Annotated in this window: 11 protein-coding genes; 4 read left to right on the top strand and 7 right to left on the bottom strand. The window is 74.2% G+C overall.

The features are described 5' to 3' along the window. Window positions 1-30: 30 nt before the first annotated feature. Genes LN652_RS01250 through LN652_RS01235 form a run of 4 tightly spaced genes read right to left on the bottom strand, consistent with a single transcriptional unit; the run spans window position 31 to window position 4,251 of the window. Window positions 31-1,344 carry a glycoside hydrolase family 3 N-terminal domain-containing protein gene (locus tag LN652_RS01250; protein ID WP_230442905.1) on the bottom strand — a complete coding sequence of 438 codons (1,314 nt, stop codon included), beginning with the start codon at window positions 1,342-1,344 and terminating at the stop codon, window positions 31-33. A 40-nt stretch (window positions 1,345-1,384) separates the two neighbouring features. After that, window positions 1,385-1,975: a dephospho-CoA kinase gene (gene coaE, locus LN652_RS01245; protein ID WP_230444799.1), complete on the bottom strand. Its 591-nt coding sequence runs from the start codon at window positions 1,973-1,975 to the stop codon at window positions 1,385-1,387. Window positions 1,976-1,982: 7 nt separating this feature from the next. Further along, window positions 1,983-3,269 carry an aminotransferase class I/II-fold pyridoxal phosphate-dependent enzyme gene (locus LN652_RS01240; protein ID WP_230442904.1) on the bottom strand — a complete coding sequence of 429 codons (1,287 nt, stop codon included), beginning with the start codon at window positions 3,267-3,269 and terminating at the stop codon, window positions 1,983-1,985. Window positions 3,270-3,300: 31 nt separating this feature from the next. Then, the gene (locus LN652_RS01235; RefSeq protein WP_230442903.1) at window positions 3,301-4,251 is read right to left on the bottom strand and encodes a GlxA family transcriptional regulator; all 951 of its coding nucleotides are present in this window, start codon (window positions 4,249-4,251) and stop codon (window positions 3,301-3,303) included. A gap of 93 nt (window positions 4,252-4,344) precedes the next feature. Between LN652_RS01235 and LN652_RS01230 the strand changes: the two genes are divergently transcribed. The 3 genes from LN652_RS01230 to LN652_RS01220 are packed head-to-tail and all read left to right on the top strand — an operon-like array spanning window position 4,345 to window position 8,152. Continuing rightward, window positions 4,345-4,503, top strand: coding sequence for a hypothetical protein (locus tag LN652_RS01230; RefSeq protein ID WP_230442902.1), 159 nt, complete (start codon window positions 4,345-4,347; stop codon window positions 4,501-4,503). Between the two features lie 29 nt (window positions 4,504-4,532). Then, window positions 4,533-5,873: a class I adenylate-forming enzyme family protein gene (locus tag LN652_RS01225; protein ID WP_230442901.1), complete on the top strand. Its 1,341-nt coding sequence runs from the start codon at window positions 4,533-4,535 to the stop codon at window positions 5,871-5,873. Between the two features lie 47 nt (window positions 5,874-5,920). Further along, a complete protein-coding gene (locus tag LN652_RS01220) occupies window positions 5,921-8,152 on the top strand; it encodes an aryl-sulfate sulfotransferase (RefSeq protein WP_230442900.1) in 2,232 nt (743 codons plus the stop codon). A gap of 6 nt (window positions 8,153-8,158) precedes the next feature. Here the strand turns inward: LN652_RS01220 and LN652_RS01215 are convergent, their stop codons facing one another. The 3 genes from LN652_RS01215 to LN652_RS01205 form a co-directional block, all read right to left on the bottom strand. Beyond that, window positions 8,159-9,001, bottom strand: a complete 843-nt coding sequence (locus tag LN652_RS01215; RefSeq protein ID WP_230442899.1) for a patatin-like phospholipase family protein — start codon at window positions 8,999-9,001, stop codon at window positions 8,159-8,161. Between the two features lie 110 nt (window positions 9,002-9,111). Further along, complete coding sequence (rpsA, locus tag LN652_RS01210) at window positions 9,112-10,593, bottom strand: 30S ribosomal protein S1 (protein WP_230442898.1); 1,482 nt, start codon at window positions 10,591-10,593, stop codon at window positions 9,112-9,114. 218 nt (window positions 10,594-10,811) lie between these two features. Then, on the bottom strand, window positions 10,812-11,699 hold the full coding sequence (locus LN652_RS01205; RefSeq protein WP_230444798.1) for a phosphotransferase: 888 nt from the start codon (window positions 11,697-11,699) through the stop codon (window positions 10,812-10,814). 158 nt (window positions 11,700-11,857) lie between these two features. Here LN652_RS01205 and LN652_RS01200 point away from each other — a divergent pair, with 158 nt between their 5' ends. Further along, entirely contained in the window at window positions 11,858-14,479 is a 2,622-nt protein-coding gene (locus LN652_RS01200; RefSeq protein ID WP_230442897.1) for an Ig-like domain-containing protein, read from the top strand. The last annotated feature ends 84 nt before the right edge of the window (window positions 14,480-14,563 follow it).

Below are 14,563 nucleotides of genomic sequence, written 5' to 3'. Positions count from 1 at the left end.
CGCCCGGCCGACCGTGTCGCAGCAGCCCGGTCAGTACGCCGCGGACTCCAGGTCCGCGCTCGCGGCCCGTGCCCGTTCGACCACGTCGGCGGGCACGGGCCGCTGTGCTGCCAGGCGGGCCTGCCACATCTGCACCGCGACCACCCGGGCCGCCGCCTCCTCGACCCGCTCGCGGGAGACCTCGCCCGACGCCAGCGCGTCGACCACGATCTGGTGGGTCGCGGCGTTGTCGACCGGCATCAGCAGCAGGTCGGCGCCCGCCTTCAGGGCCTGGAGGGCAGGGGTGGGGCGACCGGCGACGGCGCCCATGCCGAGGGAGTCCGTGATGGTCACGCCCTCGAAGCCGAGGTCGTCGCGGAGCATCGAGTAGACCTCGGGCGCCATGCTGGCCGGTACGCCCGGCGCGATGCTGGTCAGGTCGAGGTGGCTGAGCATCACCGCGGGCGCCGCGTGCTTGATCGCCGACTCGAAGGGCGGCAGGTCGTGCTCCTCGATCTCCGCGAGCGTCGAGTCCACCAGTGGCAGGGTGTCGTGGCTGTCGGTGGTCGCCGTGCCGTGACCCGGGAAGTGCTTCACGGTCGAGACCACGCCGGCGTCGTCGTAGCCCTTGACGGCCGCGCCGACGGCCTGCGCCGCGGCCTTCGGGTCCATCGACGGCGACCGGGCGCCGATGGTCGGGTCGGCGGCACCGATCGTGACGTCCGCGACCGGCGCGAAGACCCAGGTGAAGCCGAGGCTGCGCAGCTCGAGACCGGTGGCGAGCGCGGCCGCGCGGGTCACCCGGCGCCCGAGGCGCGCGTCGGCCTGGATCGCCATCCCGGAGGTCTGGAAGTGCGGGAAGTCGGTGGCGATGCCGCGCAGGTGGGAGACGTAGCCGCCCTCCTGGTCGACCCCGATGACGGGCGGGAACGCCCGGCCGTCGGCGGCGGACGCGTCCGTGATCGCCTTCGTCATCGCCCGCACTTGGTCACCGTCGGTGACGTTGTCGCCGGTGATCGAGATGCCGGCGAGGTGGAGGTCGCGCACCATCTGCGCGGGCACGGCCGGGTCGGTGCCGTGGAAGCGGCCGACGATGACCTGTCCGGCGAGCCTCTCGTCGCTCCAGCCGGCGACCATCTCCTGCGCCTGCTCCAGCTCGCCCGCGGTCGGGCCCCACGAGGTGGGGGCGTCGGGGTCGGCGCTCGGTGACGTGGTCGGCTCGCCGGCGCTGCGGGACGACGACGCGTCCGTGCGGGTCGGCGCCTCCGACGCCGGGTCCGAGGGGGCGGCGCCGAGGGTCGCACAACCACTGAGGAGCAGCAGTCCGGTCGCGGTCACGGCCAGGCGGGGGCGGAGCGAGAGCACTCCCGGAGGCTACCGGCCGCACCCCGACGGGGCGGAAACGTCAGGGGCGGGCCGCGAGCTCGGCGTGGAGCTCCTCCACCGCACGCCGCAGCTCCTCGGGCGTGCCGGTGTTGTCGAGGACGCGGGTGGCGATCGCGAGCCGCTCCTCGCGCCCGGCCTGGGCGGCGATCCGCGCCTCCGCCTCCTCACGGGTCCAGCCCCGGTCGCGCACCATCCGCTCGACCTGCACCTCGGTCGGGACGTCGACCACCACCACCTCGTCGAACGACCCGGCGCGGTCGCCCTCGGCGAGCAGGGGGATGTCGTGGACGACCAGCGCTCCCGCCGGTGCGGCAGCCTCGAGCTCGGCGCCCCGCTGGTGCACGAGGGGGTGGACGATCGACTCGAGCCGGCGGCGCGCGTCCGGGTCGGCGAACACGACGGCGCCCAGCGCGGCGCGGTCGAGGTCACCCTCCGGCGTCAGCACCTGGTCCCCGAACGCCTCCACCACCGCGGCGAGGCCGGGCGTGCCTCGCTCCACGACCTCGCGGGCGATCAGATCGGCGTCTACCACGACGGCGCCGAGGTCGCGCAGGATCGCCGACACGGTGCTCTTGCCGGACGCGATCCCGCCGGTCAGCCCGACCCGCAGCGCCACGTCAGGACGCCCGGGCGACGGCCCGCTCGGCAGCGGCGAGCAGCACGCACGTCGCGACGGCCTCCATCGCCCCGGTGACCTCCTCGACCGGCGGCATCGTCGGCGCGAGCCGGATGTTGGTGTCGTCGGGGTCGTGCTTGTGGGGGAACGACGACCCGGCGGGGGTGAGCGCGACGCCCGCGGCCTTCGCCAGCTCGACGACCCGGCTGGCCGTGCCCGGCACCACGTCGAGGTTCACGAAGTAGCCGCCGGCCGGGGTGTTCCAGGTGGCCACGCCGCGACCGCCCAGGCGCTCGGTGAGGACCCGGTCGACCTCGGCGAACTTCGGCGCGATGATCTCGCGGTGCTTCACCATGTGGTCGCGCACGCCCTGGGGCGAGCCGAAGAACTCCACGTGGCGCAGGTGGTTGACCTTGTCCGGGCCGATCGAGCCGTTGCCGAGGTGCCGGAGGTACCACGCGACGTTGTCGGTGGACGCGGCGAGGAAGGCGACGCCCGCGCCGGCGTAGGTGATCTTCGAGGTCGAGGCGAACATGATCGGCCGGTGCGGGTGCCCGGCGGCCGAGGCGAGGGTGAGCACGTCGGCGCTCTTCGCCTCGTCCTCGGTGAGGTGGTGCAGCGCGTAGGCGTTGTCCCAGAAGATCTTGAAGTCGGGCGCGGCGGTGGGCATCGAGGCGAGCCGGGCGGCGACCTCCTGGCTGACGACCGCGCCGGTCGGGTTGGCGTAGGTCGGCACGACCCACATGCCCTTGATGCTCGGGTCGTCGGCCACCAGCGCGGCGACGGCCTCGGCGTCCGGGCCGTCGTCGTGCATCGGCACCGTCACCATCTCGATGCCGAGGCTCTCCAGCAGCGTGAAGTGGCGGTCGTAGCCGGGGACGGGGCAGACGAAGCGGATCCGCTCCTCCCGGCCCCAGGGGCGCTCGGAGTCGACGGCACCGAAGAGCACGAGGTCGACGAGGCAGTCGCGCATCATGGTCAGGCTGGAGTTGCCACCGGCGACGACCTGCTCGGGCTCGACCCACAGCAGGTCGGCGAACATCTCCCGCAGCTCGGCGAGGCCCTCGAGGCCGCCGTAGTTGCGCACGTCCACGCCCGAGGCCGAGCGGGTCGTGCTGGGCAGCTGCAGCAGGCGGTCGGACAGGTCGAGCTGCTGGGCGGACGGCTTGCCACGGGTGAGGTCGAGTGCCAGGCCCTGGCCCTTCAGCTCCTCGTAGGCCGCGCGCTGCTCCTCCAGGAGCGCGGCGAGGTCGTCGGCGGACAGGTCGGCCAGCGGGGTCGCGTTCACGGTGCCAAGGCTACCGAGGAACGCGCGGGGGTCAGGCGGGCGTCTTGAAGCTGCGTCGGTACTCCTGCGGGCTGACCCCGCGCGAGCGGCCGAAGTGGTGGCGCAGCGTCGCCGCGTTGCCGAAGCCGACCTCGCCGGCGACCCAGTCGACGGAGTGGTCGGTCTGCTCGAGCAGCTCCTGCGCGGCGCGCACCCGCTCCCCCAGGATCCAGCTGTAGGGGGTCGTCCCCGTCTCCTCCTTGAAGCGCCGCGCGAACGTGCGCGCCGACATGTGCATCTGGCGCGCGAGCGTCTCGACGTCGAGCTCCTCGGCGAGGTGGGCGCTGATCCACGCCAGCAGCGGCGCGAGCGCCTCCGACTCGCACACCGGCACGGGCCGCTCGATGAACTGGGCCTGACCACCGTCGCGGTGGGGCGGGACCACCATCCGCCGGGCGGTCGTCGCGGCCACCTTCGCGCCGAAGTGCTGGCGCATGACGTGGAGCGCGGCGTCGAGGGCCGCGGCCGACCCGGCCCCGGTCACCACCGTGCCGTCCTGGACGTAGAGCACGTCCGGGTCCACGATCGCGCCCGGGAAGGTTGCGGCCAGCTCGGCGGCGTAGCGCCAGTGGGTGGTGCAGCGGCGCCCCTCGAGCAGGCCGGCGTCGCCGAGCATGAAGGTCGCCGAGCAGTGCGCGAAGATCATCGCGCCGCGCTCGTGGGTGGCGCGCAGCAGCTCCGACACCTCCGGTGACGTGCCGCGGTGGTCGCTCTTGGGGGCGAGGCAGACCAGGTCGGCGTCGGCCGCCTCGTCGAGCCCGTGCTCGACGACCAGGTCGAAGCCGGCGCGGGTGCGCAGCCGCCCGGGCCGGGGCGTGACCACGCGGAAGTCGAAGACCGGGTTGTCGTCCTCCGGGTGGTAGGGCTCGGCCCACACCTCGCACAACGCTCCGAGGCCGAACGGCTCGGGCTGCTCCTGCACGACGACGGCGACCTTCTTCATGCCGCCAGCGTCGCCGATCACTGGCAGGATGTCAACGAATGCTGGCGTTCCTGCCACTGGTGGCAGGAACGGGGCGAGCGGAGAATTACTGCCATGAACACGATCCTCGCCCTCCTGGTCCTCACCGCCCTCGTCCCCCTGCTCGTGGGGTACGCCCGTCACGACCGGTTCGCCGGCCCGTCCGTCACCACCCACCCCCACGACGAGCTCGGCCCGGTCGAGGAGCGCCGGCACCTCGTCCCCCGCGCCTGACGCCGCACGCGGGGCGGCACAATGCGGCCATGAGCCGACCCGCCCCCGCCCCCGGACCGGGGGGCGACCCCGCGGCCCTCGGCCCCGGCTCGCGCGTCGCGCTGCTGGTCCCGGGCTCGGCGGCCTACGTGGACCTCGTGATCGCGCTGCTCGCGGACGGGATCTTCCCGGTCCCGCTCGACCCCGCGCTCACCGAGGCCGAGCGGCGGCGGGTGCTCGCGCCCATCGCACCCGACCTCGTCGTCGACGAGGTGGAGCAGGTCGCCGACCTGCTGGCCGCGCGGACCGACCGCACGCGGTCGCTGCCCCGCGGGCGACCGATCCACTGCACCAGCGGCACCACCGGGACGCCGAAGGGCGTCTTCTCCGGGCTCCTGCCGGACGAGCAGGCCGCGGCGCTCGTGGCCGAGGAGCGCGACCTCTGGGGCTTCCGGGCCGACGACGTGAACCTGGTGCTCAGCCCGCTGCACCACTCCGCCCCGCTGCGCTTCGCGACCGGGACCCTGCTGGCGGGCGGACGCATCGTCGTCCCGGGCCGCTTCGACCCGGTCCGGGTGACCGCGGCGATCCGCGACGAGCGTCCGACGTCGATGTTCTGCGTGCCGACCCACCTGCAGCGGCTTCTCGCCCACTGGGACGAGGTCGGCGTCCCCGACCTCTCCTCGTTCCGCCTCGTCGCCCACGCCGGCGCGCCGTGCCCCGCCGCGGTCAAGGAGCGCCTCGTCGCGCTGTTCCCCGCCGGGTCGACCTGGGAGTTCTACGGCTCCACCGAGGGCCAGTTCACCGCCTGCCCCTCCGAGGAGTGGCGCGAGCGCCCCGGGACCGTCGGGCGCGCGCGCCCCGGGCGCACCCTCTCCACCGACGACGACGGCCGCATCTGGTGCGCGGTGCCCGAGCACGCGCGCTTCACCTATCTCGGGGCGCCGGAGCAGACCGCTGCCGCCTGGCGCGAGACCCCCGACGGACCCGCGTTCACCGTCGGCGACGCGGGCCGCCTCGACGAGGACGGCTACCTCTTCCTCGACGGCCGCCGCACCGACCTCATCATCTCCGGGGGCGTCAACGTCTACCCGCTCGAGGTGGAGAACGCGCTGCGCGAGGTGCCGGGCGTGGTCGACGTCGCGGTCCTCGGCGCGGACGACCCCGACTGGGGCCAGCGGGTCGTGGCCGCCGTCGTCGGCGACGTCGCCCCCGAGGCCCTGCGCGCCCACGCACGCGAGGTGCTCGCACCGGCCAAGCGGCCCAAGGACTACGTGCCGGTGGCGGAGCTGCCCCTCACCCCGACCGGCAAGGTGCGGCGCGACCGGCTGGCGGACCTGCTCGCCGACCGGCTGGTCGCGCCGCCGGACGGCGGGGCGTCGTCGACCTGATCGGCCGGACCGGCCCGCTCGGGCGAGGATCCGCATAGGGTCGCCGGGTGCCCCGTCTCGTGGTCCTCGCCCTGGTGTCCGCCTCGCTGTCGCTCCCGGCCCTCGGTGCCGGGAGGTCGGAGGCGGCGGCCGATCCCGTCCACGACGTCGTGGTGGGCGTCGTCTCGGACCCGGCTGCGGAGACCTGGCCGGCGTTCGACCCGGCGATCGAGAGGTTCGCCCTCCGGACGGGGTCGGCGAGCCCGCAGGTCACGGTGACGGCGACCTCGAGCGACGTCGACGCCAGGATCCTCGTCAACGGTCGGGAGGCGACCAACGGCGAGCCGCTGGTGCTCACGGACCTCGCCAGCGGCGACGAGGTCAACGTGCAGGTCGTCGACGACGCCGGGACGTCCAACCAGTCGTGGATCGTGCTTCCGCCCGGCTTCCCGCGGCTCACCGCCTCCGGCCCGCACCCGGACCTGGCCCCCGGAGCCGTGGCGCTCACCCTCGCGTCCTTCCTCGGCGGCAACTACAGCGCCGTGGTCGACGAGTGGGGCGTGCCCGTGCGAGCGGTCGCGGAGACCCTCAACGACCTCAAGCAGTCGGCGGCCGACCCGACCCACTACTCCACGGGCATCCCCGCCGCCGGGGGCGGCTGGCGGATCGCCGAGCTCGACGAGCAGTTCCGCGAGACCCGCTCCCACCAGCTCGCGTCGGCCCCGGCCGACACCACGGACTTCCACGACTCGGTGCTGCTGGCCGACGGCGGGGCGCTGCTGATGGGCTACTGGCCCGTCACCCGCGACGGCACCGTCCTCACCGACGCGGTCATCGAGCTGCAGGACGCCGCCGGCGAGGCCACGTGGAGCTGGAACAGCAAGGACCACGTCGACCCCGCCGAGGGCCTGGTCGACCGCTCGGCCGCGGACTACGCCCACATCAACTCCCTCCAGCTGCTGCCCGGCGGCGACGTGCTGGCGTCCTTCCGCAACCTGAGCCAGATCATGCGGATCGCCGGCAGCGACGGTGCCGGCCACGACGCCGGGGACGTCCTCTGGCGCTTCGGAGGGGTCCGCAACGACTTCACCTTCCTCGACGACCCCTACGGCGGACCCTGCGCCCAGCACGCCGCGACCCTGCTGCCCGACGGTCACCTCATGGTCTTCGACAACGGCGCGCGCCGCGACGAGTCGGGCCCGATCGCGCCGCAGACCGCCGACATGTGCCCCACGCCCGGCGACCCCTCCGGCCCGCGGGTGGCGCGACCGCAGAGCCGGGTGAGCGAGTACGAGCTCGACACCACGACGACGCCCCCGACCGCCCGGCTGGTCTGGAGCCACGTGCCCCAGGGGCGCTACGCGCCGTTCGCCGGCAACGCCCAGCCCCTCCCCGGCGGCAACGTGATGGTCGGCTGGTCGCAGTCCGAGGTGCCCCAGGGGCAGCAGGCACCCGTCGCCACCGAGGTCACCCGCTCCGGCGACGAGATCTGGTCGCTGTCAGCAGGCTCGTTCTTCTCCTACCGCGCCTTCAAGCTGGACGCACCCGACGCGACCGACCCGCGCATCGCCGTGACGTCGCCCGTCGACGGCCAGGAGGTCGCGCAGGGCGCCGAGCTCCCGGTCGAGGCATCGTGCGTCGACACCGGCGGCTCCAACCTCGCCACCTGCGCGCCGGACGCACCGCCGAGCACCGACGAGCCGGGAGAGCACGAGCTCGTCGTGCGCGCGACCGACCGGGCAGGCAACCAGGCGACCACCACGGTCACCTACGTCGTCACGCCCGGGGCGCCGGGCACTCCCTCCCCCACCACGGAGCCCACCACCTCGCCGACCGCGAGCCCGACGGCCACCCCCACCGCCACACCGGAGCCCACGCCGGGCCCGGCAGGGACCGCGAAGGCGGACCTGGTCGTCCGCGGCCCCTCGGGCAGGTGGACCGGGCGAGACACCTACCGCGCCCGCCGGCAGACGGTGACGGTCCGGTCCCGCGCCGGTTCGCGCGCGGTCGTGCGGTTCCGGGTCCGCAACGCCGGCGACGCCGCCGGGCGGGTGCTCCTGTCGGCGCGGGCGGAGCGCGGGGTCCCGGGCCGCTGGTACGTCGGTGGGCGCGACGTCACGGCGCGGGTGCGCAACGGCACCTTCCGGACCCCTCGGCTCCAGCCCGGCTCCGCGGCCCGCCTCCGCCTCGTCCTGCGGTGGCCGCCGTCGGCGCGCGTGCGACCGGGCCTCGTGCGCCTGGCCGCGTCCGCGGGCGACTCCCGCGACGTGGTGCGCGTCCGGGTGCGGCCCCGCGGCTGAGCGGGGTCAGGCCTCCCAGACCGCCCGGAGCTGCTCGACGAGGTCACCCGACTGCCGGAGGCCAGCCTCGGCGGCGGCCCGTCGCCGGGCGGGATCGAGCAGGTTCTTGCCGAACGCGGCCAGCGCGTCCGCGTCGGGCGTCACGACCGACCACGCCCGCGGCGCGATGCCCTCGAGCTGGGCCCGGATCGACGTGCGCCGGCTGAACGACCTCGGCAGCGGGGCGAGCACGACGACCCGTGCGGCACCGGCCGCCACGTCGACGTTGGCGGTCGACCGCATCCCCCCGTCCACGAAGGGACGGCCGCCGACCTCGACCGGCGGCCAGACCGTCGGCACCGCACAGCTCGCCGCCACGGCCGACACCAGGTCCACGCCGGAGTCCCGGGTGAAGACGGTGAAGTCCCCGCTGACCGCGTCGACGGCGGTGATCCGCAGGTCACGGTCGGGCCAGGCGTGGACCGGGAGCCGCGAGCGGATCACCGCCTCGCGGTCGACGCTGCCGGGCGGGTGGGCGGCGAGGGCCACCCGCCCGACGCGCGACAGCTTCTGCCGGTCGGTGCCGGGCAGGACGTAGGGCGGGACCAGCCGGAGCGCCGCGATCCGTGACATCCGCCCCCCGAGCTCGGCGTCCGGCGGTTCGAGCTGGGCGGCGTGGAGGTCGTCGAGGGGGATGCCGCTGCCGAGCTGGGCGCCGACCACGGACCCCGCCGACGTGCCGACCACCACGTCGGCGTCGGTGAGGTCGACGCCCTCGCGGGCGAGGCCGGCCAGGATGCCGAGCTCCCACGCGATGCCGGTGATGCCACCGCCGCCGAGGACGAGTGCCGAGCTGCCGCTGCCTGTCATGCGCCAGTTCTAGCGGACCCACCCTGACCGGGCACGTCCGCGGACGACGACGGCCCGCCGGGAGTCCCGGCGGGCCGTCGTGTCGTGCGGTCGATCAGCGGATCAGGCGATCAGGCCTGGCCGCCGGTCAGCTTCTCGCGGAGCGCCTGCAGCGCCTCGTCCGAGGCGAGCGAGCCGCCGGTGTCGCCACCGGTCTCGGCCGCGACGTCGCCGCCGGAGGAGTACGAGGTGGCCTCGCCGGCCTCGACCTCGGCCTGCTTGGCCTCCTCCTGCTGCTTGACGTGCTGCTCCCAGCGGGCGTGCGCCTTGGCGTACTGGTCCTCCCAGACCGCACGCTGCTCCTCGAAGCCCTCGAGCCACTCGCCCGTCTCGGGGTCGAAGCCCTCGGGGTAGACGTAGTTGCCCTGCTCGTCGTAGGTGGCGGTCATGCCGTAGAGGGTCGGGTCGAACTCCTCCACGTCGGCGGCCGCAGCGGTCTCGTTGGCCTGCTTGAGCGACAGCGAGATCCGGCGACGCTCGAGGTCGATGTCGATGATCTTGACCATGACGTCGTCGTTGACCTGGACGACCTGCTCGGGGATCTCGACGTGGCGCTCGGCCAGCTCGGAGATGTGCACCAGGCCCTCGATGCCCTCCTCGACGCGGACGAACGAACCGAAGGGCACCAGCTTGGTGACCTTGCCCGGGACGATCTGGCCGATCTGGTGGGTGCGGGCGAAGTGCTGCCACGGGTCCTCCTGCGTCGCCTTCAGCGACAGGGAGACACGCTCGCGGTCCATGTCGACGTCGAGGACCTCGACGGTGACCTCGTCGCCCACGGCGACGACCTCGGACGGGTGGTCGATGTGCTTCCAGGACAGCTCGGAGACGTGGACGAGGCCGTCGACGCCGCCGAGGTCCACGAACGCACCGAAGTTGACGATCGAGGACACGACACCCTTGCGGATCTGGCCCTTCTGGAGCTGGGTCAGGAAGCCGTGGCGGACCTCGGACTGGGTCTGCTCGAGCCAGGCGCGGCGCGACAGGACCACGTTGTTGCGGTTCTTGTCGAGCTCGATGATCTTGGCCTCGAGGGTCTGGCCGACGTAGGGCTGCAGGTCACGGACGCGACGCATCTCCACCAGCGAGGCGGGCAGGAAGCCGCGCAGGCCGATGTCGAGGATGAGACCACCCTTGACGACCTCGATGACGGTGCCCTCGACGACGCCGTCCTCCTCCTTGACCTGCTCGATCGTGCCCCAGGCGCGCTCGTACTGGGCGCGCTTCTTGGACAGGATCAGACGGCCTTCCTTGTCCTCCTTCTGGAGGACCAGGGCCTCGACCTTGTCGCCCACGGAAACGACCTCGTTGGGGTCGACGTCGTGCTTGATCGACAGCTCGCGCGAGGGGATGACGCCCTCGGTCTTGTAGCCGATGTCGAGGAGGACCTCGTCACGGTCCACCTTGACGATGGTGCCGTCGACGATGTCGCCGTCGTTGAAGTACTTGATGGTCGCGTCGATCGCCGCGAGGAAGTCCTCTTCGGACCCGATGTCGTTGATCGCCACCTGCGGGGCGTCGTAGTCCGGAAGAGTGGAGAGGGTGCTCGTCATGTGGAAGGAGGTTCCTTGGATGGATGGAGTCGTGCGGACGCACACAGCCGTCTGTTTCACTGGTCCTCCCGACGTGTGGACGTCGTGGGGACTCGGCGAGCCCGGGTCCGCTCGGTACGGGAACCGGGCAGACGACTGGCGCAGCTCGCAAGCCTACGCGCGTGCGCGGGCCGCCGTCCAACCGGCGTGACCCGCCCGGACGCGGCCCCGGACCACGCTCAGCGGGCGAACGGCCACGCGTGCAGGTCGCCCGTCGCGGCGACGGCCCGCAGGAGCACCTCCGCGCGGTCCGCGACGGGGCTCTCCCCCGCCCGCGCCGCGAGGTCGACCAGCGCCCACAGGTCGGCCGCGCGCGCCCCCTCCAGCAGCTCCTCGGGGCGCCCGCCGCGCAGGTCGGTCCACGCCGACAGCACGCCCTCGACGTAGGCCGGTCGACGGTCCAGCCGGACCAGGTTGCCGACGTCGGTCCAGGGGTGTCCGGCGTGGGCGAACTCCCAGTCGACCACCCCGGTGAGGTCGGGTCCCGAGGGATCGACGAGCACGTTCTTCGGGTTGAGGTCGCCGTGCACGACGCAGGCGCGACCGACCGTGTCGAGCAGGTCCTGCGCGCGGACCGCCACGTCCTCGAGGCGCCCGAGGTCGCGCTCGGACCACGCGCCGAGGCGCAGGGCCACCCACTCGACGAGCCCGTCGCCGGGCAGCGCGCCGAGCGCGAGGTCGGCGTCGAGGAACGCTCCGGGGCGCAGCGACGGCATCCCCGCCAGCGTGCCGGCGACCGCGCCGAGTGCCCGGCCGAGGCGCGCGGCGCCGTCGTCGTCGAGCCCGGCGAGGACGAGGTCGCCACGCTCCCCCGGCAGCCGACTGGTCACCAGCAGGCCCGGCTCCCCCGCGCCCGGACGCACCCGTCGGACCTCGAGCACCTCGGGCACCGGGACCAGGCCGCGCACCAGGCGCAGGACGGCCTCGTCGACCTCCGGCGGACGGTGCCCGCGGCCGTCCACGGGCGGGTAGATCCGGACCACGGCCCGCTCCCCCGCGACCTCGGCGGCGAAGGTCCTCCCGGAGTGGCCACCGGCCAGCGGCGTCAGCACGGCCCCGTCCTCCATCACCCGCCGATCGTGGCACGGCGCCGGCTGCTCCACCCCATCGGGTGAGGTCGGTCGTTACCTGCTCGCGGCCGTCTCGTTGCCTGAATGAGTAGCAAGCACCGTTTCGTTGCTCTCTCGTTGCTCAGGGGGAGCACCACACCAGGGGGAAACTGAAGATGCACGTACGCACACCACGGCGGTCCGCCGCGGCAGGGGTCGTCCTCGCGCTGCTGGCACCGACCGCACTCGTCACGCTCGCGCAACCGGCCACGGCGCAGCCGCTGCCGGCGACCTACGGCGCCACCGCCCACGGCGACATCGTCGACCTCGACGCCCAGGTGCTCGGGACCGGCTCGCTGGCGGGTGCCGTGATCGGCCACAGCCGCAGCACCGTCGCGAGCGACTCCGGGGGCGGCACGAGCGACGCCACGTCGGCCAACCTCGACGCCCAGCTGCTGTTCGGCGGCGTCCCCATCGCGCCGGACCGGGAGACCGCCACTGCCCCGCCGTCCAGCGACCCGCCCGAGCGCACCCTCGTCGACCTGCCGCTCGACCTGCTGGCAGGGGTCGACGCGGTCACCGGCGACGTGCAGGCGGCCTGGAACGGCGCGGCCTCCTGCGTCCCGGCCACCGGCGGTGAGCGCGTGCTGTCCGACGCGCGCACCGCCCTGGCCGGCGTCACGCTCCTCGACCTGCCCGCCCCGGTGGGCACGCTCGCCGAGGTGCAGGCGTCGCAGACCCGCAGCCGCACGGCGCTCGTCGACCGCGGCACCACGTCGGACGTGGTCGCGCGCACCACCACCACCGTCGGGGACATCGACCTGCTCGGCGGCCAGGTGACGGTCGACGTGACCAACCCGGTGGTGCTGCAGGCCCGGTCGGACGGCACGACCGGCAGTGCCGGCTTCGTGAGCCCGCCGACCATCACCGCCACGGTCGGCGGCACCCCGGTCGACATCCCGCTCAACGGCCAGCCGCAGCGCATCGACCTGCCGGGCGCGCTCGAGCCGCTCGTGGACCTCTCGATCACTGCGTTCACCCCGACCGACCAGTCGTCCGGCGCGACCGGCCGCGGCACCCTCGACGCGCTGCTCCGCATCGACCTCGACGTCCTCGGCCTGCTGCCGGGTGCTCCCGCGGCGGCCGACGTGTCGCTCGCGGTCGCGCCGATGTCGGTCGAGGCGAGCGCCCCGGCCGGCGGCGTCGAGTGCGGCGCGGACGACACCACCGCGCCGGAGGCACCGGTGATCACCGCGCCGGCGGACGGCTCCGTCACCGACGACGCGACGCCCGAGTTCTCCGGGACCGCCGAGCCGGGCTCGACCGTCGTCGTGCGCGACCCCGCGGGCACGGAGGTCTGCACCGACCAGGCCGACGGGGACGGCGCGTGGAGCTGCACCCCGACGACCGCGCTGCCGGACGGCGAGGCGACCTACACCGCCACCGCGACCGACGCCGCGGGCAACACCTCGGCGCCCGACTCGACCACCGTCACCATCGACACCACCGCCCCACAGGTCACCGTCTTCACCCCGGCCGACGGGTCGGCGACGACCGACCTCACCCCGGAGGTCACCGGCGTGGGCGAGCCCGGCGCCACGATCACCGTGCGCGAGGGTGGGACCACCGTGTGCACCACCACCGCCGACGGGGACGGCGCGTGGTCGTGCTCGGCCACCACCCCGCTGGTGCTCGGGCAGCACACGTTCACCGCGACGGCCAGGGACGCCGCAGGCAACACCGCCGAGGCCTCGACGACCTTCACCGTCGTCTTCGTCGGAGGCGGCGACACCACGGCCCCCGACGCGCCGGTCATCACCGCACCCGCCGACGGTGCGAGCACCCAGGACACCACCCCGCGCATCGGCGGGACCGGGGAGACCGGTGCCACCGTCATCGTGCGCGAGGGATCGACGGTGCTCTGCACCGCGGTCGTCACCGGCGACGGCACGTGGGCGTGCACCCCGGCCCGCGAGCTCGCGGTGGGCCAGCACGCCGTGACCGCGACCCAGGCCGACGCGTCGGGCAACACCAGCCCGGCCGACACCAGCACGTTCACCGTGGTGCGGGCTCCTGCTCCCCCGCCCGGCGACAGCGACGGCGACGGCGTCGACGACCAGCAGGAGGGCACGCTCGGCACCAACCCGAACGACGCCGACTCCGACGACGACGGGCTCGGCGACGGCGCCGAGGTCAACACCCACGGCACCAGCCCGCTCGACCCGGACTCCGACAACGACGGGCTCACCGACGGCGCCGAGGTCAACACCCACGGCACCGACCCCCGCGACGCCGACAGCGACGACGACGGCCTCAAGGACGGTCGCGAGGTCAGGGGGATGAAGATCCGGGAGCGCTTCGAGGTGTGCGGGCGCAAGGCCCGGTCCTCGATCACGGTCCGCACGGACCCGCTGCGCGCGGACACCGACCGCGACGGGATCTCGGACGGCCGCGAGGTCAAGGGCTACCGGATCAAGCAGCGGGTGACCCAGCGAGTCTCGCTGCGGGGCAAGGGCAAGACCCTGCGGACCGTCGTGATCGGCAAGACGCGCACCAACCCGCGGAAGTTGGACACCGACCGCGACGGGCTGAAGGACAAGGTCGAGAAGACCGGCAAGGCCAACAAGCGGCACGGGAAGGCGAAGACCGACCCGAGCAAGTGCGACACCGACCGCGGAGGCGTGAGCGACGGGCGCGAGGTGCGCGCGGGCTCCGACCCGAGCGACATCCGCTCGGGGCCGCGGGGCGCGATGTCGCGCAGGGACCGCAGCGACCGGCTGCCGGGCTCCATGGGCTGACCGACCCCCTGGAAGAGAGGTGGGGCACCGGGCGCTCGTCGCCCGGTGCCCCACCGCCCTGCGCCGGTGGCTACGCTCGTCGAC

This window comes from Nocardioides okcheonensis, from assembly GCF_020991065.1.
GTDB lineage: Bacteria > Actinomycetota > Actinomycetes > Propionibacteriales > Nocardioidaceae > Nocardioides > Nocardioides okcheonensis.
The sequence above is the reverse complement of the archived record's forward strand: the minus strand, read 5'-3'. Positions and strand labels throughout refer to the sequence as shown.